Raw genomic sequence first — 23,104 nt, 5'->3', positions numbered from 1 at the left:
ATGTCAGAAATTTTAAAAGTAGACTTAGTCCAATCCCACCTTTTTTGGGAAAACCCCACTGCCAACCGCGAGCAATTCTCAAAAAAGATAGCGGCTGTTTCAGGAAAAGTCGATTTGGTAGTGCTTCCAGAGATGTTTTCTACAGGGTTTAGCATGCAGGCCAAAAAATTGGCCGAATCTATGGCTGGGGAAACGGTAAATTGGCTGGTTAAGCAAGCCAAGACCCATCAGATAGCGTTAACTGGAAGTTTGATCATACAAGAGGACAATCAATTTTTCAATCGTCTCTTTTTTGTGTTTCCAGATGGAACATTTCAAACCTATGACAAGCGGCACACTTTTACCTTGGCTGGTGAAGACCGTGTTTATAAAGCTGGTAGTGAAAAGTTACTTGTAGATTATAAAGGTTGGAAAATTTGTCCGCTTATTTGTTATGATCTTAGGTTTCCTGTATTTGCCAGAAATACCGAAGATTATGATTTGCTTCTTTATGTCGCTAATTGGCCCAAACTAAGAATAGATGCTTGGGATACCTTGCTTAGGGCTCGGGCCATTGAAAATATGAGCTATTGCATTGGTGTTAATCGAATTGGACTGGATGGCAATGGTTATGAGTATTCGGGACATTCTGCAGCCTATGATGTTTTGGGAAATAAAATATCGACCCAAAATGAAGAAAAAGAATGGATGGATATCGTTTCCTTAAAAAAGGAACATATTATCACTAATCGTAAAAAGCTAGGTTTTTTAAGGGATAGGGATCGGTTTAGTTTGTTATGATAAAATCTTCAATGTTTTCCCAGTTGGCATTGGCCTCAAGAATATCCGAAGAATAAATAATACGTTCGGGCTGCTGTCTCTTTAGAACATTTCCAGAGTCATATTTACCATTTTTATTGGTATCATAAATCACTCTAATTCTATAATTTCCCGTATCGATATTAGTGAAGTCAATAGGTTCTTCTTTTTCACTATACTGTTCATATTTGACTTCCCCTTTATCGTTTGTTAATTGAACAATCACAGGATATTGTGCATTTTTTAAATTGATTCTTGCATTGCCATAGTCAGATAGCTTTTTGGTGCTGATAGTGTATTTTAAACTGTCGTTTGTATCGCCAAAAAAGTCTGTAAATGCCTGTGGCAAAACATTTACTTCATATTTATTGCTTTGAGTTTTCTCAAAATTAAAAACCAAGTGGTTTAATAAAGTATCCAGTTTGGTTTGAAAGTGAACATCTAAGGAGTCCTTATCCATGATACTTATATTGTCCTCTTTAATTTCATAAAAGGGTGTGCTAGCTGATAGAATGAAATCTTCATTGAAGTTAAGTGTGGATTTGCTTTCATTCTTAATGGTTAACGTATCTCTCGGTTGTTCACTAATTTTAACTGTGAAATCTTCTTCATAATCTTTATTCCTAACCTTGAAAATAAGGGAGTCTACTTCCAATCGCGGTTTGTACCAATAGTCTAAGGTATCTGTAGTGGCATTTTTTGTGATTCGATAAGAATAATCTTCAGGAACATCAGATTGCACCAGTATCTCCATGTTTTCGTAATCCCCTTTGTATCCAAATGCAATACGTTCCCCAGAAACCAAACGAGGTCTAATAACTTTGGGGTCTAGTTGCTCTTTAAATAATTTAAGATCATAGAGAGCCGAATCATTTGGAACTGTAATTGGTGTTGGATGAAAAGCAATTTTATCTGTTGCCTGCTGGAATTTATTATCTTGATTGGCATCTTTCATGGCAAACAACATGTATTGTCCAGGCTTAATATTTTCTATAGTAAACTGGGTAAGGCTATCCAAGGTGTTGGTAATATATCTGGGTTGCTCCTTAAATATGATAGAATCGGTGTAAGTACTATCCATTTCATAAAGCATGACAGAAACAAAGTTGTCTGGTTTAATCAATTCGGCGTCCAGAATATTTCCAGAAACTGTTAGGGAATCAATGTAATCTCCTGTTGAAAAAACATAACGGAAGTAGGGATACGGATTTTCTTCGTTATTGTCAACAATACTATTGCCAAAATTGAAGGCATAGGTAGTATTGGGAGCCAAAGTGTCTTTGATATTTATCCTAATAAACTTACTAGCACCGCCCAAAGGTGTTATATCTGGTTTTGTGTCCATGGGAGGGGAAATAATAAGCTGCTTTTGTATGTTTTTGATCTTTACATACTCATCAAAATATATGGTAATGACATCCCCTGAAAAATTGGTTGAGAAATTTTCTGGTTCAGATTTTACAATAATGGGTGGATCTTCATCTTTTGGGCCGCCTTGTGGTCTTCCTCTATTGGCACAGTTTACTAATATTAATCCAGCAATTATTGAATAAATAAGGTTTTTGAACAGTTGATTCATTCCTCTTTTAAAAATTTACACAAAGAAACAACTAATTTGTTATTAACGAAATTACTATTGGGCTATTGCCATGGAAGCAAGACTAATTTTAACATTTTTTGCTTGAGTTAGTACATTGAAGCATGCCTCCATAGTGGCTCCAGTGGTAATAACATCATCAACTAACAATAGGTGTTTGTTCGCAATTTTTTCATGATTTTGAAGTTTGAAGATTTCTGTATTGTTCCACCTGGCCCATCGGTTTTTTCCAACTTGTGATTGGGTGTTGGTAACTTTGATTAAGATTTCGTCCATGTATTCTGCATCTAATTCACTGGCAAGTTCTTTTGCGAATCCTGCCACTTGGTTATATCCTCGTTTCTTTAGTTTGTTTTTGTGCAAAGGCACTGGGATGACCATGTCAATCGCTCGGTAAGTCTCATGTTCCTTTAACTCGGCACCCAGCCAGGAGCCTAATATATAGCTCACTTGTTCTTGGTTTTTATATTTAAGATTGTGTATTAATTGTTGGGTGAGTCCCTTTTTCTCAAATAAGAGTAGAGAGGTAGCATGTTTTATGGGGATTCTTCCATAGAATATTTTTGTTACTTCATTTTCTGAATCATGAGGATGATTTAAAACTGGTAAATCATGTCGGCAATTGGTGCAGAGATGTAGTTCGTGATCACTCAGGGCCTCATGACATGCCAAACATACTTTTGGAAAGAACAAATCGATAATATCTGTGAGGTATTTCAGCATACCTTAAAGATAAATATTACTTTTTTAACTGCTTTATTAAAGAATATGTGCTGTTTGTAGAGTTTTATCAATTATTTTTTCAGTTTATCGATAAAAATTATTTTAAATCCTCTTTCTTGTTAGATTCGCGAAATAATCCCGAAGTAATGATAGTTAACCCTCAATTATTTAACTATAGATTAATTATCGGTGCATTAGCGATAGCAATTGTTGTATTAGGGTCTTATAGTTTTTCCACTTATCAAACCTTAAAAAATCATCAAGATTTTTTAGAGCAGGAAACCCATTTGGTTCAAAATGAATTGTCTCAAATGATTCAAAGCTATGACGAGGTAAAGACGGACAACAAGGAGCTAAACCAAGAATTAAAGGATTCAAAAACCAGAATGGAACTGGCATTAGATTCTTTAAACATTATGAAAGCTGATGCGTCTTTGATATCTAAGTACAAAAGTCAATTAGCGATTCTTAATAGCGAAAGAACGCGACTATTTAAAAAAATAAAATCTATTCAGGTTGAGAACGACCTGCTACAAACTCAGGTTGATTCTGTTTCAAATGAATTGGTATCAAAAGTTTCCTATATTAAAGATTTGGAACTTGAGAATCATTATTTGACAACCACCCTAAGTAAGGTTGAAGCACTATCTGCCGATAATGTGCATGCCGAAGCCTTAAATTCCATTAATTTCGGAACGATTACAACTACTGATAAATTGAACAAACTTGACCATATTGAAGTTTGTGCTACTCTTTTAAGTAACAAATTAACTCCTATAGGGAACAAAGAGATTTATGTTCAAATTCTAAATCCACAGAATGAAGTTGTGGAACCTAGAGGGTCTATATCAAATAAAACAAACACGTTGACTTATAGTGGTAAAACAACCATCCAAAACATCAGTGATGAAATGGATGTTTGTACCAAAATCAATATCAATTCGAAGGCTAATTTAACTGCTGGCGTTTACAAAATTTTTATTTTCCAGGACATGCTACCATTAGGAGCTACTGAAATGGAACTTAATTAACTAACTCATTTATATTTTTAAGGAAACCGTTCCATTAGTTGGAGCGGTTTTTTAATTTTGCCATATGACAAATCAAGACGATCAATTTAAGAAGGTTATATCACACGCTAAGGAATACGGTTATGTGTTTCAAAGTAGTGAAATTTACGATGGGCTAAGTGCGGTTTACGATTACGCCCAAAATGGTGTAGAATTAAAGAAAAACATACGTGATTATTGGTGGAAGGCCATGGTGCAAATGCACGATAACATTGTTGGTATTGATGCTGCTATTTTTATGCACCCTACCACATGGAAGGCTTCTGGTCACGTCGATGCGTTTAATGATCCGTTAATTGATAATAAAGACTCCAAAAAGCGCTACAGGGCAGATGTCTTGGTAGAGGACTATGTGGGGAAATTAGATGCTAAAATTGAGAAGGAAGTTAAAAAAGCAGAAAAGCGCTTTGGAGATGCCTTTGACAAAGATCAGTTTTTGGCAACTAATCCTAGGGTTTTAAAATACAAGGAAGAAGGAGAGGCTATTTTAAAGCGTTTGGGTAAATCTTTGGAAAATGAAGATTTAGCTGATGTGAAAGCACTTATTGAGGAACTTGATATAGCAGATCCCCTAACTGGAAGTAAAAACTGGACCGATGTCAAACAGTTTAATTTGATGTTTGGAACTAAGTTGGGTGCATCCGCAGATAGTGCCATGGATTTATATTTAAGGCCAGAAACGGCACAAGGTATTTTTGTGAATTTCCTAAACGTTCAAAAAACAGGACGTATGAAAATTCCTTTTGGAATTGCCCAAACAGGAAAGGCCTTTAGAAATGAAATAGTTGCCAGACAGTTTATCTTTAGAATGCGTGAGTTTGAACAAATGGAAATGCAGTTTTTCATCAAGCCGGGAACGCAGCAAGAATGGTTTGACTACTGGAAGGAAACAAGGTACAAATGGCACCAATCATTAGTAATGGGAGCCGATAATTATCGCTTTCATGACCATGAAAAATTAGCCCATTATGCCGATGCCGCTACAGATATTGAGTTTAAATTTCCTTTCGGATTTAAAGAATTGGAAGGAATTCACTCACGTACAGATTTCGATTTAAAGCAACACGAAGAGTTTTCAGGTAAAAAATTACAGTATTTTGACCATGAAGAGAATAGAAGTTATGTGCCTTATGTGTTAGAAACTTCCATAGGTTTAGATCGAATGTTCTTGGCGGTATTCTCAAATTCTTTGGTAGAAGAAGAACTTGAAAATAACACCACCAGAACCGTTTTAAAAATACCAGCGGTATTAGCGCCAACCAAGGCAGCCGTATTGCCTTTGGTTAAAAAGGATGGTCTTCCTGACATCGCCAAAAAAATTGTAGATGATTTGAAGTGGGATTTCAATGTGGATTATGATGAAAAAGATGCTGTAGGTCGTCGCTACCGTCGTCAAGATGCTGTTGGTACGCCATTCTGTATTACCGTAGACCACGATACTTTAGAAGATAACACTGTGACTATTCGTCATCGCGATTCTATGGAGCAAAAGCGCGTTAAGATTTCAGCACTTCGCGATATCATCAAAAAAGAGGTGGATGTCAAGGAATGGTTGATGAAAATGTAATTGGATTTAATGAACAAACAGAAAGTTATTCGATTTTTGGGGATCTTGTTAATGGTTTTTGGGGTTACCTTTTTAGATTACGACCAACCTGCTTTCTCTGAAAATGCCAAAGCTTATATAGCCCTAATATTAGGAGCTGTTATCGTTTTGATTATTTCCTTTAACAGTTATAAAAAATAAGAAAAGCCCAAGTTTTAACTTGGGCTTTTTTGTTCCTTAATGCCCATGCCCAGAGTCTCCTTCATTATCTAAAAGGGAGGTTCCCTTTATTAAAATATCTTTTCCTTTCAATTTCTCGGGATTTAAAATCTCGGTGGTTTGTTCGTTGGTTTCACCCAATGGGACCTCTGTTTTTTCAAAATAGTAGGCTGTTTCGGTGGTTTCTGCCAATGTTAAAACATAGGCTTCATTCTCAGTTTTTATGATAGCTTCATTGGGCAATCCTTTAGCTGTTTTTTGGCTAACTGAAATATAAGCTTCTACATACATCCCAACAATAAAGTTGGCCTCCTCTTTATTCAAATGTCCATGTACTTGTACCCGTCTCGTGTTTTCATCAATGGTAGTGCCTACCAAATGCACTTCTGCTGTATAAATATCATTGGAAGCTTCGGGTATTTTAAATTGAATGACTTGTCCTTTTTTAATTTTCATGATGTCTTTTTCAAAAACCGATAATTCCAAATGAATGTGGTCTGTATCCACAATTTCCATTACAATGTCAGCTGGCGAAACGTAATTCCCATTGCTAATGTTTACCTTGGAAACACTCCCAGAAATAGGCGCATAGAGATTAATGGATCTGGATATGTGTCCTTCTTCAACCGATTTAGGACTGAGGTTCATCATTTCCAATTTCTTTTTTAGGCCATTGTAATGGGCCAGATTGCTTTTATAGTTGCTTTCGGCTTGTAGATAGTTTTTTTGTGAGGTAATGTTTTCATCAAACAACGTTTTCTGTCGCTCATACTCACTCTTTAAAAAAGTTAACTTTTCTGCTGCCTCCAGATATTGCTGTTGTATTTCAACATATTCTGTGTTTTCTAGTGTGACCAATAATTGTCCTTTTTTTACCAAGTCACCAACAAGAAGGGGTGTTTTGGTGACATATCCTCCCATAAAAGTGGTAATATTTGATTTGTTGTGTGGGGGCACATCAATCATTCCGTTTACTTGAACCGTTTCCTGAAAATGGTATTCAGAAAGTTGGCCCAAGGCCATAGACTCTCCTTGAAATTGCTCTCGGGTAATTTCTAGCTCGTGGCTAGATTCATTTGATTCTGCAACTGGTGCTTCTTCAGAATTGCTTTTGCAGGAAACAACAAAAAGTAATAAAAGAAGGCTATATAGATATTTCATGATTATAGAATTAAAAAGTTAAGTTGAATGACGGTTTGGTTGTATAAATTAAGATTTTGAAGGTATTCCAATTCGATGTCCTTGGCAGTTTCAATACTTTGAATGTATTGAAAGAAGTCAATTTCACCTTCTTTAAAGGTTCTTTGTGCTGTTGAAATGATTTCTTCTGAAAGTGTTTTTCCTTGTGATTCATAGTAGGAAATAGCCTCCTCATATTGTTTGAGGGTGGCCAACAAACTTTGTTGTTTGCTTTTCAGGATTTGCTGATAGTTTTGTTGCTCATAGGTAATACGGTCTACAGCAATTTTGCTGGCCTTTATTTTTGATGCTTGTCCCGAAAACAAAATGGGTATTTTAACTCCAAATTGATACCCTATCAAATTTCCATTGAGTTGACTATTGGTCCCTTGAAAATATTCGGCATTTAAATCAGGTAGTAAATCTTGTTTTTCTTTCACTTCCAATGCCTGAAAGTATATTTTGGAAGATTCAAAAAAGTGAAGCCCCGGATTCGTGTCAAGTCCTAAAGTATTTACTTCCAGTCGGGTTAGAATTTCATCATCAACTTCAAAATCCAAACTATCTAATTGTATCACTTTTTTTAGAGTTTCCTTAGATTTTGCAACTTCCTGTTGAGCTTGTTTAAAGACAGTTTCAATCTGTTTTTGCTTGGATTGAGCGGTTATCATTTCCAAATAATTGGTTTCTCCCAATTCAAACCTTCGTTTGGCAGATTTGGAGAAATTTTGGTACAAGCTATCTAGAAATTGGTAGGTGTCGGCTTTTCTTTTTGAATATTTCAATTGGTAAAAAGCAGTATAAACTTCTTTGGTTAACTGAAGTGTCTTAAGCTCGTGTGCTGATTGTTGCCTGTTGTATTGTGCTTGATTTACTTTCTTGTCAGCAAAATATACGGTTGGAAATTTAAAATCCTGAGAAATACCCCAAACCTTTAGAGGCTCATTATTTATGGCCAAATTGTTTTCGTCATAGTGATAATAAAGCGCCGTTTTATCAAAATTGAAGGCTGAACCAATTAGCGCTTTACTTTCTTCGGTCTGTGCTTGGGAGGCTTTTAATTCGTTATTGTTCTGTATGGCTAATGCTAAGGCTTCCGCGATACTTAAAGGTTGTTGCTGCGCTTGGATTTGGAATGCAACCAAAATTACAACCACCGTAACAATGGATTTCTTTTTAAAACGCACTTTTCGGGGTTTTTCAAACCAAGCGTAAAGAACGGGTAAGACGACTAAGGTTAAAAGGGTGGCGGTAATTAAACCTCCAATGACGACGGTAGCCAAAGGTCTTTGAACCTCGGCACCTGCATTGGTAGAAATAGCCATAGGTAGGAAACCAAGAGCTGCAGCACCCGCAGTTAAAAGAACAGGTCTTAAACGCTCTGAGGTTCCTTGTTTGATGAGGTCCTCAATGGTCGCAAAATCACCTTTCTTTTTGAGTTCTTTAAAATGCTCAATGAGTACAATTCCGTTTAGAACAGCGATCCCGAAAAGAGCGATAAAACCAACGCCTGCCGAAATACTGAAAGGTAAATCTCTTAGCCAAAGTAATAGGATACCACCAACCGCTGATAATGGGATGGCTGAATAGATCATTAAGGCATCCTTAATCGATTTGAAGGCAAAATGCAGCATGATGAAAATAAGAACCAATGCAAGTGGTACGGCAATCATCAATCTGTTTTTAGCTTGTTGGAGATTTTCAAATTGACCTCCGTAGGTGATGTTGTAACCTGCTGGAAGACTGAGTTCCTTTTTAAGGATGTTTTGAATATCATCGACCACCGATTGTAAATCCCTATTTCTAACATTAACACCAACTACAATGCGTCTTTTTGTGTCATCTCTCGAGATTTGTGCCGGTCCTGTAGTGTATTCAATATTGGCTAATTCATCTAAAGGAATTTTGGTGTTATTAGGGCCATCTACATAAAGTGTCTTTAAGTTGTTGATATCCTTACGGTATTTGGAATCTAAACGCATTACCAAGTCAAATCTCTTTTCGCCTTCAAAAATGCTTCCGGCTGTTTTACCAGCAAATCCCATAGATACGATATCATTTAAATCGGAAATGTTAAGTCCGTAGCGCGCAATTTTATCTCGGTTATAAGTAACGGTCATTTGTGGTAGTCCTGCTACTTTTTCTACAATAATATCCGAGGCACCTTCTACATTTTGAATCAGATTTTTTATTTGGTTGGCTTTATTAGCCAAAATCTCCAAATCGGCTCCAAAGACTTTAATGGCAACATCGGCTCTAACTCCAGTAATAAGCTCATTGAATCGCATTTCTATGGGTTGGGTGAATTCGACGTCCATTCCTGGGATAACTGATAATGCTTCTTTAAACTTATTGGCCAATTCATCTTTGGTTTCTGCAGATACCCATTGGTCCTTGGGTTTTAATTTGATGATAACATCACTTTGTTCCATCGACATGGGATCGGTGGGAACCTCTGCGGCGCCTATCCGACTAACGACTTGGTCCACCTCTGGAAATTTTTTGATGAGGATATTTTCAATTTTAGTCGTAATCTCTATGGTTTTATCTAGTGAGGTTCCCGTTTTTAAAACAGGTTGAATCACAAAATCACCTTCATCTAAAGTGGGCACAAATTCTCCTCCCATGCTGCTGAAGATCCAAATACTTGCAAGCAACAACGCGGCAGACATTCCAATTACATATTTTTTATGGTTGAGTGCCCAATTGATTACAGGTTGGTATTGCTTGTTCAAAAAGGCGATAAGTCGCTTGGAGAGGTTGTTTTTCTTTTCCTTTGCAGGTTTTAAGGCCAAGGAAGAAATTACTGGCACATAGGTTAAACATAGGATCATGGCGCCAATTAAGGCAAAACTAAAGGTGAGAACCATGGGTTTAAACATTTTTCCTTCAACACCACTGAGTGACAATATAGGGATGAAAACGATTAAAATAATAAGCTGACCAAAGATGGCTGAATTCATCATTTTGGAAGCACTCTTTTTAGTGATGGCATCAATGGCCGATTGTCTTTCGCCTTTTGTTAAGGTCTGGAGCTTGTCAGCATTACTTGAAATTTGGAAAGCTATAAACTCAACAATGATGACAGCGCCATCAATGATAATTCCAAAATCGATAGCTCCCAGGCTCATTAAATTGGCATCCACGCCAAATACATTCATTAAGGTTATGGCAAACAATAAACTTAAAGGAATCACCGAAGCGACAACCAAGCCCGACCTTAAATTTCCAAGAAGAAGAACCACTACAAAAATGACAATCAAAGAACCTAAAATGAGGTTTTCAGATACGGTAAAGGTTGTTTTGTCAATCAGTTCACTACGTTCTAGAAAACCATTAATATAAACACCTTCGGGCAAGGTGCTTTCTATGGATGCTATACGTTCTTTGACCGCTTCAATGACTTGCTTGGAATTTCCATCTTTCAGCATCATGATTTGTCCAAGTACTTTTTCTCCCTGACCATTTCCTGTGATAGCACCAAAGCGAATAGCGTTCCCATAACCTACTGTCGCAACATCCCTTATGTAAAGCGGAACACCATTATTTTTGACTACGATGTTTTTAATGTCATTTAAGGATTTTGCTAAACCCTCGCCTCTGATGAAATAGGCTTGGTCTGATTTTTCAATATAACCACCACCCGCAACACTATTATTTTTTTCCAAGGCGTCATAAACCTCAGAGATGGAGATATTCATAGCCGCTAATTTCTGCGGATTGATGCTAACTTCATATTGTTTCAAGTAGCCGCCCCAAGTGTTGATTTCAACAACACCAGGAATACCTGACAATTGACGTTTTACTATCCAGTCTTGGATGGTACGTAGTTGGGTTGTTGAGTAGGAACCTTTGTAATCTGGTTTGACATCTAAGGTGTATTGGTAAATTTCTCCAAGACCTGTGGTAATGGGCCCCATTTCTGGAGTTCCAAATCCTTGTGGGATTTTTTCGGTGGCAGATTTTATTTTTTCAGCCAAAAGCTGTCGGGGCAAATAGGTGCCTAGGTCGTCGTCAAAGACTACTGTTACCACCGAGAGTCCGAATTTGGATACCGATCTAATTTCCTTGACTCCGGGTAGGTTGGCCATTTCCAACTCTACGGGATAAGTGATAAATTGTTCAACGTCTTGGGTGGATAGGTTTCTGGATGTGGTGATAACTTGAACTTGGTTATTGGTAATATCAGGAACCGCACCAATGGAAATTTGGGTTAAAGAATAAAGTCCAAGGCCAAATATTCCAGCTGTAAATAAGAGGATGATGAGCTTGTTTTTTAAGCTCAGTTTGATGATGTTTTCTAACATAATTCTTTTAGATAATTAAATAAATATGACCCATGTCGCCTTGTGGATGGGCGCTGGTCTATCATTTCTAAGGAAGAATTATGCTGTTTTGGGCGGCTGTAAAAGGGGGTATTTTTCAAAAATTGAGTGTGATTCCTTGTAAAAAAAGTTGCAAGGAATCTCTACGAATTCTATTTGATCAAATTCGATATTTGAATTTTCAAACGTAAAGACCGGACTTAAATGGGAGCACATTTGATGTTCATGCTGGAACGGGAGATCCTCATGTTGGTGGTCCCCTTGGTGCTCCTCTCTAGAGTTGCCATAATGTTCTGCGATAAACTGAAGAAAACTGTCTCCATAGGCCTGTTTGTGGAATTCGGCATGTTCAAAAAAGGTGTCCAAATGAACCAAATCTCGTACTTCAAAACTGATGCTTTGAAACAGGATTAAAAAGGCATAGGTTATGGATAACAATTTTTGCATACCAGACAAAAATACTATTTTTTTGAGAAGAAATGATGTAACAAACGTTACATTGCTTAAAAATAAGCCTTTAACTGTACGGTCCCCGTATGGATTACCTGACTAGTTTCACTTTTACGTCCCATATAGTTCAAGTTTAAATCCAAGTATTGGGTGATTTTCTTTTGTGCTAATAAACTCCATGTTAAATTTCTTCCAGGTTGCAAGCCTTCCATCATTTGATAGGAAACAGGCGTATTGGCATTTCCTGAAAAATCATTAGAAATGTAATTGAATTCTCCATTTATAGCGGCACTTTGTGTGTCGGCAAACGAGAATGATACGCCATAGTTTTGTTGTTTCAGGGTTTCAAAATCACCAATGGTATTTTCTTTCTGATTGTTTTTATAAAAAATATCAAATCGCGTATTGTCATTTAGCAAGTAGGAAAGCTTAGGGAATAATAAGGTTTCATCAATGTTGAAATTTTTACTCGCATAATTTTCACTTGAAGACTCTGAGTTATTAAAATAGGATTCTACATTAAGTAGCCAACTTTCTGCAAATTTGTGATTAAATTGAAGTTTGTGGCTAATAAGTGAGTTTTCAATTTGTCCTATGGTGAGTGTGTTTTTGGTTCGGTTTTGTAAATAGGTATAGCTACTTGTAAAATGTTGTTTGCCGCGATTAAAGAAGAAAATGTTCCTGAAATTGGACTGCAGCCCCAATTCGTTTTCCAAATCGTCTTTAAATGGATTTAAGTTGAAGCTTCTTCCTTCTCTCAAGTGTTTTCTATCAACTAAGTAGGAAGTTTGGTTGTAAAAGTGAGCCAAGAATTTTTGTAAGTGATTATCCGAAACAGACCATTGTTGAAAGTTCATAGTTAGGTTGGCGCTTAGTCTGTTTTGATGGGTCTTCAGATAGATTTGATTGGGAAGTAACACTCTAATATACTTTCCCTGATCTTGAAATTGAGCAATTTCAAACTCTTCCAGTTCCTGAATGCCATTGTTGTTGTAATCTATCCAAGTGTAATTTCCTTGGCCTGGTTCAACTTCCACATAAGTGAAATCCTGTTGAGGTAAGGTTCCTGAGTTGGTTTCGTAAACTGTATTTAAAAGGAGAATTTGATTGAAAAACTTTTGACTGTATTGGATTCTGGAGTTTAATGAATTTTCATCCTCGTAATTTGGGTCTTCTTGCTTCAAGGTCCTGTAATTGATATATGCAGCAAGATTGGTGTTTTGGTTGTTGATTAATCTTGAGTCAATATAGTAAGTGTTGGAAGTGTTGACCCTTTGAAGATCTCCAGCCCTTAAGCTATCATTTACCCGAAACTTATAGCCTATTTCAGCAAAGACATTGGTGCTATCGCCAACCCCGGTAAATACTTCGGCTGATTGATATCTTTGACTTAGTGCCGTATAGTTTCCCGTTAATTTTTCCTTTTGCTCATTGTCTTCCATGGCTAATTTAGTCCCGGCCCATCCTTTCTTCAGACTATAGGTTAAAACATTGTAGCTCCTCAAGAAAGTCGATTCGTTGGTATTTGAATTCGCATTTAAAAAACTGGACAAGGACCTTATTTGCCATTTGTTTAAATTAAAATTGACATTGTAGAGATGTCTACTTCCATTAAAGTTTTCAGAATAATTTAAGTATTCAAATCTATAAGTTGCTTGCCCTTTCTGATGATGAAATAAATTAAACCCAGACTTAGCTAATGTTTGATTGCCTAGTTCAGTGGCAAGTAGCGGGGTTGATGAGGTGCCTAAATTCCAATCGCGATTAAATTCGGCATTGTAAATTCTTTGTATGGATTGAAAATTTTGATGAATGTAATCGGTATCAATAAAAAGATCCAAATTCCACAAACTGTCCTTTTTTATCACATTTTGATTCCATGCTATCTTTCCGGCAAATCCGTCATTGTCATCATTGTCCAAACTAGAAAATAAATTCTCATCACTTTTACTTCCAGCCAGTTCAAACATTATATCTGTTTTGGGAATGGGTTTGTAATGGCCGTTTACAACACCTATTTGGAGTTTAGTGGGGGCAATAAGTTGAATGATGGGAGCATAATTTCCTTGTGGTATACCGCCAATTGGTTCAACATATTCATAGATAGTGTTGATGGCATTGGTACTGCTAATGATGTAATCTCCTTGATTATCTCCTACCTGGGTAAATTTGACACTGTAAAGTTCATCATCGGGATTGTTTGAAAACACAAATATTTCAATGCCATTAAGAATGTCTTTTCGGTAAAGAATTCTATTTTCATTATAGCTCTCGGGAACTGCAGAAGGGGCTACCATCAAGGTGGTGTCATCTCCTGCTTGTGAGAGTGTTTCCACTTGATCTGGAGATAAGTTTTGCTGTAGTGGGTTGTTTTTGGAATCGTTTTCACTGTAAATGGAAGCGCCTATCTGCAATTTTTCGCTTTCATATTGGCCTCCGCCATAAACAACCAGTCTGGAATAGTTTCTTTCGCTGTATTGATAGTCTACCGTGACACGCATTTCGGAGGTTACTGGAAAAGTGGAATTGAAAATGATTTCTCCAGCATTGTAATCGATAATGTAATCTTTGTTTTCGCCCCTTTGTAAGGGAACACCGTTAACATATACAATTTCACTGCCAGATACGATTAACACATATAATTCTTGGTTGGGGCCTTTAAGTTTGTATGGACCTTGGTTTCCTTCTTGGGTATTAAACTGGCTGGTTGTGAACTGACCTCTTACCAAAGCTCCGGAGGCAAATAGCTGTGTTTGAGATTCAGGGTGATTTAAAGTTGCTCCTAGGGCGAGACCTTGTACTCTTTTGGTGAAATTAGCAAAATAGGATTGGGTGTTGGTTAAATCAATGTCTCCTGCTCGTATTTTCCAGTTATCACTGAATAATTCTATAAAGACTTGATCAAATTCATCCAAACGCTGGGAATATCCACTTTCCTGAAGGGGAATATTAGCATCTTGAATTGAGGCTCTTAAGGACACCTTGTCGCTTAGTTTACCTGTTATCTGTAAATCCAATTCACTGTTTAAAACCGAGTTTTGATTGTTCCCAATGACGACTCCTCTTGAAATACTACCCGAGGTGCTTAAACCATCAAAAGGAGTGAAGACTTCCTTTTTACTAGGTTGTTGCAGTTTATACAAACGGTTGAGGTTTTCATTGCTTTCAACAATGATGTTTTCATCCAATTGCTTGTAAGTTTTGGTTAAAAATTCAGGGTATTTTAAGTAGCTTATTATTATGGTGTCAGTATCTATTTTTTTTTTGAAGGTCAATAAAGACTTTGAGAAATCTACTAGGTAATAGGATTCATCAATATAGGAGCTGTCTTTGGTTTTAATGGAGAAAAAGCTGGGGTTGATACTAACGCTATCAATAAGAATACTATCTCTTGTAGCTACCTTTTTTGACCTGAAGTTAGAATCCAGATTTTGGCCAAAGGAAGCCATTCCAAGCAAAATGAGTAGGCATGTTAGCGTTAGTTTCATCAAATAGTAAACAGAATATTTTTCAAATTATTTTGTTAATAGCTTTTGAAAAAAAGGTATTGGCTTCTCTGTGGTAAATGTAACGCATTATTTATTTTAGCTAAAATTCAAAAAGGACTTCATGAAAATCATTTCTTATAATGTAAATGGTATAAGAGCAGCAATAAACAAAGGATTTCTAGATTGGTTGAAATTAGCCAATCCCGATGTCATATGCATCCAAGAAATCAAGGCTATGAAGGAGCAGGTAGATGTTGGAGCTATTGAAGAAGCAGGTTACAAATACCATTATTGGTTTTCGGCCAAAAAGAAGGGATATAGTGGTGTCGCAATTTTTAGCAAGGTGAAACCAAATCATGTAGAGTATGGTACTGGAATAGAATCCATGGATGATGAAGGCAGAAATCTCCGCGTTGATTTTGATAGGTTTTCGGTAATGAGTTTGTATTTGCCATCAGGAACCAATATTCAAAGATTAGATCATAAGTTAGAGTATATGGCCATGTTTCAAGAATATGTTGATCAATTAAAGAAGAAGATACCTAACCTTATTATCTGTGGCGATTACAATATTTGTCATGAAGCTATAGATATACACGACCCTGTGAGAAATGCTAAGGTATCTGGTTTTTTGCCCGTCGAGCGAGAATGGATAGGTGGGTTTATTGATAGCGGGTTCATTGATTCATTCAGATTTTTTAATAAAGAACCACACCATTATAGTTGGTGGAGTTATAGAGCAAACGCTAGAGCCAATAATAAAGGATGGCGTATTGATTATTGTATGGTGTCAGAGCCTTTGAAAGACCAAATGCAACGTGCGGTCATTTTGCCAGAGGCAATGCATAGTGATCATTGTCCTATTTTAGTTGAAGTTAAATCCTAAATTCTTATTAGAGTTCATGAAAAGTCGATTCCTTTTAATTCTTACCGCCATTGTTTTTGTTTCCTGTGTTTCTCCTAAAGTATATAAGGACTTAGAGAGTAAGTACAACGCGCTTCAAGAAGACCATCAAAACTTAAAGAAAAGTTATGATGATTTATTGGCTGAGAAAAACCAAGCACAAAATGAACTGAATTCGGTATTGGCGGATTATGAAAAGTCTCAATCAGACCAGAGCAAATTGTCGGGAGAATTGGCTGCCTTAAAGTCCAATTATAACAATCTAAAGAATTCTTATGATGCTTTGGAGGAAAATAGTTCTTCGGCATTGGCAGAAAATGCACAAAAAAACAGAGAATTATTGGCGAAATTGGAAGCTAAAGAACAGGCTTTGGCAGCAGAAAGCGCCAGACTTGAAACATTAAGAAGAGAATTAGAAGAGCGATCTAATAGGGTTGCAGAATTAGAAGGAGTCATAGCGGCTAAAGATGCCGCAATGACACAATTAAAGGATGCCATCTCGAGAGCCTTGACAGATTTTGAAGGTAAGGGTTTAACCATAGAGCAAAGAGACGGTAAGGTTTATGTGTCTATGGAAAACAAACTGTTGTTTGAATCTGGAAGTTGGGCGGTTGGTGCTTCAGGGCGTCAAGCAGTGAAACAATTGGGAACAGTATTGGCCGATAATCCTGAGATTGCAGTATTAATTGAAGGACACACAGATAATGTGCCTTATTCAGGAGGAGGAAACCTGCAAGGAAATTGGGATCTTTCTGCTAAAAGAGCTACGGCTATTGTTCAATTGTTAATGGAGAACCCTCGAATAAAACCTGATAATTTAACGGCCGCCGGAAGAGGGGAGTTTTTGCCCATTGCATCTAACGATTCTGCAGAAGGAAAAGCAAGAAATAGAAGAATCGAGGTGATTTTAACACCAAAGCTCGATGAGATTTCAAAGATTTTGAAGGAAATATAGCAAAAGAGATTCCTACAACTAACATATCCTTTTTCTTGAAAGAAAATAAATGCTTACTGGAAGATTTGAAGCAATATTATCGGTTTCATAGTTTTAGGTAGTTGTTTTTCTTCAAAGTGAATTTTTTTGCCATTTTTTGGGGTCTTAGCTCTGCTCGCACTTTATCGAATAAAAAAGCTTTTTGTCTATTTAATAGGAAGAGCCCAATTTATGAGTTTCTTTTTTTATAATTTTTGGCTCTCAAAATTCTTATAAATTCTAATTAGAATTAAGGAATTACTTGGATGTCGTAAGACGAGAAAGAAAAAAACAACTAACTTATTTAATTTATGAAGAAAACTACATTCCTTCTACTGCTGGCTTTCATGTTGTCAATTTGGCACGTAAAGTCGCAAGTGATGATAGGGTCGGGTACAATCGAGACAGCGAATACCCCTTTCGAGCCCTTCTATGGTTACACGTACTCTCAGTCCATTTATTTGGCTGACGAAATCAATGCATCCGGAGAAATTACCGGTTTGCAATGGTATTACAGCGGAACATCAGATTTAGCTGACAATCAAGAATTGGTAATTTATATGGCTGAATCTACAACTTCATCTTTTCCATCTACTGCAGATTGGGAGCCATTTGCAAATTTCACTCAGGTATATTCTGGTGGTATTACAGTAGAAGCTGGGGTAAATGGTTGGGTTCAGATTGTATTTGATACGCCGTTCACCTATTCAGGTACCGATAATTTGATTATTGCGGTTGATGAGAATATGCCATCATATGATTCTTCGGGAGACGATTTTTACAATACGGATATGGGGACATCAAGATCCATCGTTTATTATAATGATGGTACTAATCCAGACCCTGCCAGTCCACCTTCAGATTGGTCTACCTCCACATCAACTTTAGTTCCAAACATTATACTAGATGGTATTACACAGGCTTGTCCTAATCCTTCTGATTTAGCAGTTAACTCTACTGGGTTGGATAGTGCAGAATTAGCTTGGACTGAAAATGGAGATGCTACTTCTTGGAATATTGAATTGGTTGAGGCTGGAACAACTCCAACAGGAACAGGAAATTACACAGCAGATGCTAATCCATTTACTGCTACAGGTCTTACTTCTGGTACAAGCTATGAATATTACGTTCAAGCCGATTGTGGAGCTGAGCAAAGTGGATGGATAGGACCTTTCTCATTTGATACGCAGTTATGTGATGTGACTGAGCAGTGTGAGTATACATTTGTAATGACCGATTCATTTGGAGATGGTTGGAATGGAAACACTATGACCATTTCACAAAATGGTGTAGATGTAGAAACAATTACTTTATCTTCAGGTTCTTCAGGAGAGGCTCAAGTAACCTTATGTGACGGTCAACCTTTTGAACTATTTTGGAATACTGGTGGATCCTGGGCTGGAGAAGTTGGAGTAGTTATCCAAGCCTTTGGTGAAGACTTATTTACAATGCCAAGTGGTTCAGGTTCTTTACAAGGAACAACTATATATTCTGGAACTGTAAACTGTACACCACCGAGTTGTGCAATTCCTACAGATCTTAATGCAGATAATATTACGGCTTATACAGCAGAATTAAGCTGGACAGATAATAACACTGGTGTTTCTTCTTGGAACGTAGAAGTTGTTGAATCAGGAACAACTCCAACTGGTGTGGCAACCGACGTTGCAGACACCAATACGGCTTTTGAGGTAAGTGGTTTATCTGCCATAACAGAATATGCTTATTATGTTCAAGCAAACTGTGGAGATGAAGATGGGTTAAGCAACTGGGCAGGACCTTTCTTCTTTACAACAGAATGTGCTGTATTTATTCCTCCTTACTTACAAGAGTTTAATTCTTTCATCCCAGATTGTTGGGCTGAAGCTGACAATGGTGATCCAACTTCTGGACCAACAGATTTTATAGATACTTGGACTTGGGCTGAAGGTGGATTTGCTAACGTTGGTTGGGCAGGTGCTTATAGAATTAACCTTTATGGAACAGGAAAAAGCGATTGGGTAATTTCTCCTGAATTTAACTTAGATGGAGGTCCTTGGCAATTAGAATGGGATTTTGCCATTATGCAAGGATTTGGAACTGATACTGCTGGAATTTTAGGTTCTGATGATCAAGTTCAACTTTTAATAACTACTGATGGTGGTACTACTTGGACACCTATTGAAGAGTGGGATAATACATCTACTGTTCCAGTGGGAGGTGACCATTTTATATACAGTTTAGAAGCTTACACAGGTGTGGTTCAATTTGCAGTTTGGGCTTCAGAAGGCGAAGTGGCAGATTTTGCTGATGCAAGTGTGAGTTTTGATAATTTTGAAATTGTAGAAATTCCTGCTTGTCCACAGCCTACTTCATTGACTGTGGAATTAGTTGATATGACAACAGCCATTTTAGAGTGGACTGAGTATGGAACTGCAACATCTTGGAATATCGAGATCGTAAATGTGGATCTTGGTGAAACACCAGATGGTACTCCAGATTACACGGGAGTTACAAACCCATACACTGTTATGGATTTAGATCCCGATACGAATTATGAGTATTACGTTCAAGCCGATTGTGGTGCTGATGATGGAACAAGTACTTGGAGTGGTCCAAGAGACTTCTATACCGGATATTGTATCTCTGTGCCAACAAGTAATGATGGTCAAGGAGTTACCAATGTGCAAATAGAAACGTCTAATTACCCTAGTTTTGGTGATGTGACCTATGAAGATCATACAGATGGAACAGTTCAAAACTTATTCCAAGGTTGGGAAACAACCGTTATTGTAAGTTTCGCTACAGGATTTACATATAATACAAATATTTGGATTGATTTAAATGATGATTTAGTGTTTGATAATGACACCGAGTTGTTTTTCCAAGGAGAATCTGAATGGGCAAATCCAACTACGTTAGAATGTGTTTTCACATTACCTGTTGATGCAAATCCAGGTTTACACAGAATGCGTATTGGTACGGCGGATTTTGGTCAGACAAATCCAAATCCATGTTTTAATGGATCCTTTGGTGTTACTTTAGACTTTACAGTAAATATTGTAGAGCCTACATGTGAACTTCAAGAAGCTACTTTCGCATTGGTTGATGACTGTGCTAACGGAGATCAATTCTTAATCGACGTGACTTTGGTTTCTATGGGAGATGCTACATCAATTACTATAGGTAGCGATTTTGATGATGCAACAGTAGAAGCTACAGAAGCTGGAACTTATCAAATTGGACCTTTCCCGTTTGATACAACTGTTATCGCTTATGCAATTAATACGAATGACTCAAACTGTTTAATTAACAGTACACCATTCTTACAATTGGCTTGTCCTCCAGACAATGATAATTGTGATGCAGCTATAGAAGCCGGGGTGAATGAAACATTTGTTTGTGATATTGTTACTCCAGGAGTTATGACTGGTTCTACACCTTCAGGTGCCCCTGCAGGATGTGCTGGAGCTAATGATGATGATGTTTGGTTCTTCTTCGAGGCTACAGATCCTAACCTTATTGTTTCTATAAACAATATAGTTGGAGACGAAACCAACCTAGACATGGCTCTTTATTCAGGTACATGTGGTGATTTTACAGAATTGGCTTGTACTACAACTACATCAGCTATTGTAAATGACCTTGTGATTGGAGAAACTTACTATGTAAGAGTGTTTACAACAAATCAAGGGGTTTATGAATCTACATTTGATTTATGTATCAGACCTATTCCAGGTCCAGTTCAAACAGATACAACAACTTACACTTATGAAGAATTGGTAACTGACGTGCTTATTGATTCACCATGTGCAGATGTATCAAACATCACTTATTCTGGTCAAGAAGGTATTGGTTATTTCTATACTGAAACTCCAGGGTTTGCCTTTGAAGATGGTATTGTATTGGTTAGTGGAAATGCTGACTCTCCAAATTTAACCGGTCCTAATGGAGCTGGTCCAAGTCTTCAAAACAGTGGTGGTCAAGATCAAGATCTGTTTGATTACATTCAAGCAACCGGAATTGACCCAAGTTTATTCAGTTATAATGATTCAGCAGTTTTAGAATTTGATTTTGTTCCATATGTAGACGAATTTTCTTTCAATTTCTTATTTGCTTCAGAAGAATACGGAACATTCCAATGTTCGTTCTCAGATGCCTTTGCATTTTTCTTGACGAATACAGAGACTGGAATTACTGAAAACTTGGCGGTAGTGCCTGGTACAGGTGATCCAATTTCGGTACTAACAATTAGAGATCAAGCTTATAACGCTGGTTGTGGATCTGTAAATGCAGAGTATTTTGATAGTTATTTTGGAGCCGGTGGAGTAGATCCTTTAGCAGCTCCAATTAACTTTAATGGTATGACCATTCCGATGGCAGCTACTTCTACAGTAGAAATTGGAGTTACTTACCATATTAAATTAGTAGTAGCTGATAGAAATGACTCTATTTTAGATTCTGCTGTATTTATCCAAGGTGGAAGTTTAAGTTTAGGTGAGATTGACTTAGGGGTCGATATTACTATTGCAGATGGTACAGCACTATGTCAAGGTGAACCTGTCGTTCTAGATACTGGACTTGAAGGAGCTTACCACACATGGTATCAAGACTTCGTAGAGATTTCAGGTGAAAATACTTCTGTTCTTACAGTTACTGAACCTGGAAATTATTATGTGCAAGTTGGGGAATCGGCGCAGTGTTCGGTTGCTGATGATATCAACGTTGAATTCTTACCATTACCAGAGTTTGTAACTGAGGCGGTTCCACTTGAGGAATGTTCTGGAGAGGACTTCACAGAATTTGATTTGACTCAAAATGCTGAAAGTATTTTGGATGGTACTCAGGATCCAAGTGAATTTACATTTGCTTATTATACAACTGAGCAAGATGCCATGGATCAAACAAACCCAATTTTAGATCCAACAGCCTATGTTAACGTCTCCAGCCCACAAACTATTTATGTGGGTGCTGTAAATACTACGACGGGATGTTATGACTCTACTTCTTTTGAGATTTCTATCAATGCATTGCCAGAGCCTGTTCAGCCAGATGATATGTTTAGCTGTGCTGATATGGATGGATATGCAACATTCGATTTAGAAACTCAAACAGATGTAATCACAGGAGGTCAGACAGGTTACCTAGTAACTTATCATGAGTCAATGGCCGATGCAGATGGAGCAATGAATGCGTTAACCTCACCATTTGAAACAATGCCTCCTCAAACTATCTACGTTAGAGTAGAGGATGAAATGACTGGATGTTATTCAACTACCACATTTGTAGTAGACCAATATCCATTTGAGGATGCCTCTTTCTCTTATGATGAAGAATTTATCATGTGTTCTGAAACAGGTATGGCTTTGACTGCTACTGCAGGTGGTAACTTTGCCATCGTGGAGCCAGCAAATACAACAGCTGTTATTAACCCTGATACAGGTATGATTACAGGAGCTGGTAGTGGTGCTACTTATGTAGTGTCTTATACTACGACAGGACCATGTCCTCAAACTACAACAGTTACGGTTGAAATGGACACTTGTATCTTCCCAGAGGTGGTAACACCAAACGGAGACGGTAGCAACGACAGTTTCGATCTGACCGGATTTGGGGTTAACAGTCTGGAGATCTTCAACCGTTACGGTACGAAGGTATTCAGTTTCACCGGGGCTTACACTGATGAGTTCAGGGGCGTATCTGATGACGGGGATGAGTTGCCAACGGGGACTTATTTCTACGTTGTGAAGTACAAGGACACCGAGGTAAGGACAGACTGGTTCTATATCACCAGAGAACAATAATTAACGCAACCAGAAAAAGATAATGAAAAGACTATATATATTAATCGCT

General features: G+C 37.4%; 13 protein-coding genes. 7 read left to right on the top strand and 6 right to left on the bottom strand.

Annotated elements, in window-relative coordinates:
- The gene (locus LOK78_RS02900; RefSeq protein WP_232633538.1) at positions 1–780 is read left to right on the top strand and encodes an amidohydrolase; all 780 of its coding nucleotides are present in this window, start codon (positions 1–3) and stop codon (positions 778–780) included.
- Here the strand turns inward: LOK78_RS02900 and LOK78_RS02895 are convergent.
- Both LOK78_RS02895 and LOK78_RS02890 read right to left on the bottom strand, forming a co-directional pair.
- Entirely contained in the window at positions 767–2,377 is a 1,611-nt protein-coding gene (locus tag LOK78_RS02895; protein WP_232633536.1) for an Ig-like domain-containing domain, read from the bottom strand. The genes LOK78_RS02900 and LOK78_RS02895 overlap by 14 nt on opposite strands.
- A gap of 54 nt (positions 2,378–2,431) precedes the next feature.
- Positions 2,432–3,118 carry a ComF family protein gene (locus LOK78_RS02890; protein ID WP_232633535.1) on the bottom strand — a complete coding sequence of 229 codons (687 nt, stop codon included), beginning with the start codon at positions 3,116–3,118 and terminating at the stop codon, positions 2,432–2,434.
- A gap of 146 nt (positions 3,119–3,264) precedes the next feature.
- Between LOK78_RS02890 and LOK78_RS02885 the strand changes: the two genes are divergently transcribed.
- The 3 genes from LOK78_RS02885 (at position 3,265) to LOK78_RS02875 (ending at position 5,935) form a co-directional block, all read left to right on the top strand.
- Entirely contained in the window at positions 3,265–4,149 is an 885-nt protein-coding gene (locus LOK78_RS02885; protein WP_232633529.1) for a DUF8428 domain-containing protein, read from the top strand.
- Positions 4,150–4,213: 64 nt separating this feature from the next.
- On the top strand, positions 4,214–5,755 hold the full coding sequence (locus tag LOK78_RS02880; RefSeq protein ID WP_232633527.1) for a glycine--tRNA ligase: 1,542 nt from the start codon (positions 4,214–4,216) through the stop codon (positions 5,753–5,755).
- Positions 5,756–5,764: 9 nt separating this feature from the next.
- A complete protein-coding gene (locus LOK78_RS02875) occupies positions 5,765–5,935 on the top strand; it encodes a hypothetical protein (RefSeq protein ID WP_166957191.1) in 171 nt (56 codons plus the stop codon).
- Between the two features lie 36 nt (positions 5,936–5,971).
- On the opposite strand, the gene LOK78_RS02870 is transcribed toward LOK78_RS02875, so the two are convergent.
- The 4 genes from LOK78_RS02870 to LOK78_RS02855 all read right to left on the bottom strand — a co-directional run bounded on the left by LOK78_RS02870 (position 5,972) and on the right by LOK78_RS02855 (position 15,395).
- Positions 5,972–7,114: an efflux RND transporter periplasmic adaptor subunit gene (locus tag LOK78_RS02870; protein ID WP_232633526.1), complete on the bottom strand. Its 1,143-nt coding sequence runs from the start codon at positions 7,112–7,114 to the stop codon at positions 5,972–5,974.
- Positions 7,115–7,116: 2 nt separating this feature from the next.
- Positions 7,117–11,439 carry a CusA/CzcA family heavy metal efflux RND transporter gene (locus tag LOK78_RS02865; protein WP_232633524.1) on the bottom strand — a complete coding sequence of 1,441 codons (4,323 nt, stop codon included), beginning with the start codon at positions 11,437–11,439 and terminating at the stop codon, positions 7,117–7,119.
- A gap of 78 nt (positions 11,440–11,517) precedes the next feature.
- Complete coding sequence (locus LOK78_RS02860) at positions 11,518–11,904, bottom strand: hypothetical protein (protein WP_166957197.1); 387 nt, start codon at positions 11,902–11,904, stop codon at positions 11,518–11,520.
- Between the two features lie 56 nt (positions 11,905–11,960).
- Complete coding sequence (locus LOK78_RS02855; protein ID WP_232634150.1) at positions 11,961–15,395, bottom strand: DUF8818 domain-containing protein; 3,435 nt, start codon at positions 15,393–15,395, stop codon at positions 11,961–11,963.
- A 121-nt stretch (positions 15,396–15,516) separates the two neighbouring features.
- Between LOK78_RS02855 and LOK78_RS02850 the strand changes: the two genes are divergently transcribed.
- The 3 genes from LOK78_RS02850 to LOK78_RS02840 all read left to right on the top strand — a co-directional run bounded on the left by LOK78_RS02850 (position 15,517) and on the right by LOK78_RS02840 (position 23,055).
- Entirely contained in the window at positions 15,517–16,281 is a 765-nt protein-coding gene (locus LOK78_RS02850; RefSeq protein WP_232633522.1) for an exodeoxyribonuclease III, read from the top strand.
- A 16-nt stretch (positions 16,282–16,297) separates the two neighbouring features.
- Positions 16,298–17,254: an OmpA/MotB family protein gene (locus LOK78_RS02845; RefSeq protein ID WP_166957203.1), complete on the top strand. Its 957-nt coding sequence runs from the start codon at positions 16,298–16,300 to the stop codon at positions 17,252–17,254.
- Between the two features lie 329 nt (positions 17,255–17,583).
- The gene (locus LOK78_RS02840) at positions 17,584–23,055 is read left to right on the top strand and encodes a choice-of-anchor L domain-containing protein (RefSeq protein WP_232633520.1); all 5,472 of its coding nucleotides are present in this window, start codon (positions 17,584–17,586) and stop codon (positions 23,053–23,055) included.
- Positions 23,056–23,104: the final 49 nt, after the last annotated feature.

It is taken from the genome of Mangrovimonas futianensis (assembly GCF_021245805.1).
Taxonomy (GTDB): Bacteria; Bacteroidota; Bacteroidia; order Flavobacteriales; family Flavobacteriaceae; genus Mangrovimonas; species Mangrovimonas futianensis.
The sequence above is the reverse complement of the archived record's forward strand: the minus strand, read 5'-3'. Positions and strand labels throughout refer to the sequence as shown.

What these genes read in the sequence shown, in the direction of transcription:
- LOK78_RS02900 (WP_232633538.1), top strand. Translation starts at nt 1, where the DNA reads ATGTCAGAAATTTTAAAAGTAGACTTAGTCCAATCCCACCTTTTTTGG.
- LOK78_RS02895 (WP_232633536.1), bottom strand. Translation starts at nt 2,377, where the DNA reads ATGAATCAACTGTTCAAAAACCTTATTTATTCAATAATTGCTGGATTA.
- LOK78_RS02890 (WP_232633535.1), bottom strand. Translation starts at nt 3,118, where the DNA reads ATGCTGAAATACCTCACAGATATTATCGATTTGTTCTTTCCAAAAGTA.
- LOK78_RS02885 (WP_232633529.1), top strand. Translation starts at nt 3,265, where the DNA reads ATGATAGTTAACCCTCAATTATTTAACTATAGATTAATTATCGGTGCA.
- LOK78_RS02880 (WP_232633527.1), top strand. Translation starts at nt 4,214, where the DNA reads ATGACAAATCAAGACGATCAATTTAAGAAGGTTATATCACACGCTAAG.
- LOK78_RS02875 (WP_166957191.1), top strand. Translation starts at nt 5,765, where the DNA reads ATGAACAAACAGAAAGTTATTCGATTTTTGGGGATCTTGTTAATGGTT.
- LOK78_RS02870 (WP_232633526.1), bottom strand. Translation starts at nt 7,114, where the DNA reads ATGAAATATCTATATAGCCTTCTTTTATTACTTTTTGTTGTTTCCTGC.
- LOK78_RS02865 (WP_232633524.1), bottom strand. Translation starts at nt 11,439, where the DNA reads ATGTTAGAAAACATCATCAAACTGAGCTTAAAAAACAAGCTCATCATC.
- LOK78_RS02860 (WP_166957197.1), bottom strand. Translation starts at nt 11,904, where the DNA reads ATGCAAAAATTGTTATCCATAACCTATGCCTTTTTAATCCTGTTTCAA.
- LOK78_RS02855 (WP_232634150.1), bottom strand. Translation starts at nt 15,395, where the DNA reads ATGAAACTAACGCTAACATGCCTACTCATTTTGCTTGGAATGGCTTCC.
- LOK78_RS02850 (WP_232633522.1), top strand. Translation starts at nt 15,517, where the DNA reads ATGAAAATCATTTCTTATAATGTAAATGGTATAAGAGCAGCAATAAAC.
- LOK78_RS02845 (WP_166957203.1), top strand. Translation starts at nt 16,298, where the DNA reads ATGAAAAGTCGATTCCTTTTAATTCTTACCGCCATTGTTTTTGTTTCC.
- LOK78_RS02840 (WP_232633520.1), top strand. Translation starts at nt 17,584, where the DNA reads ATGAAGAAAACTACATTCCTTCTACTGCTGGCTTTCATGTTGTCAATT.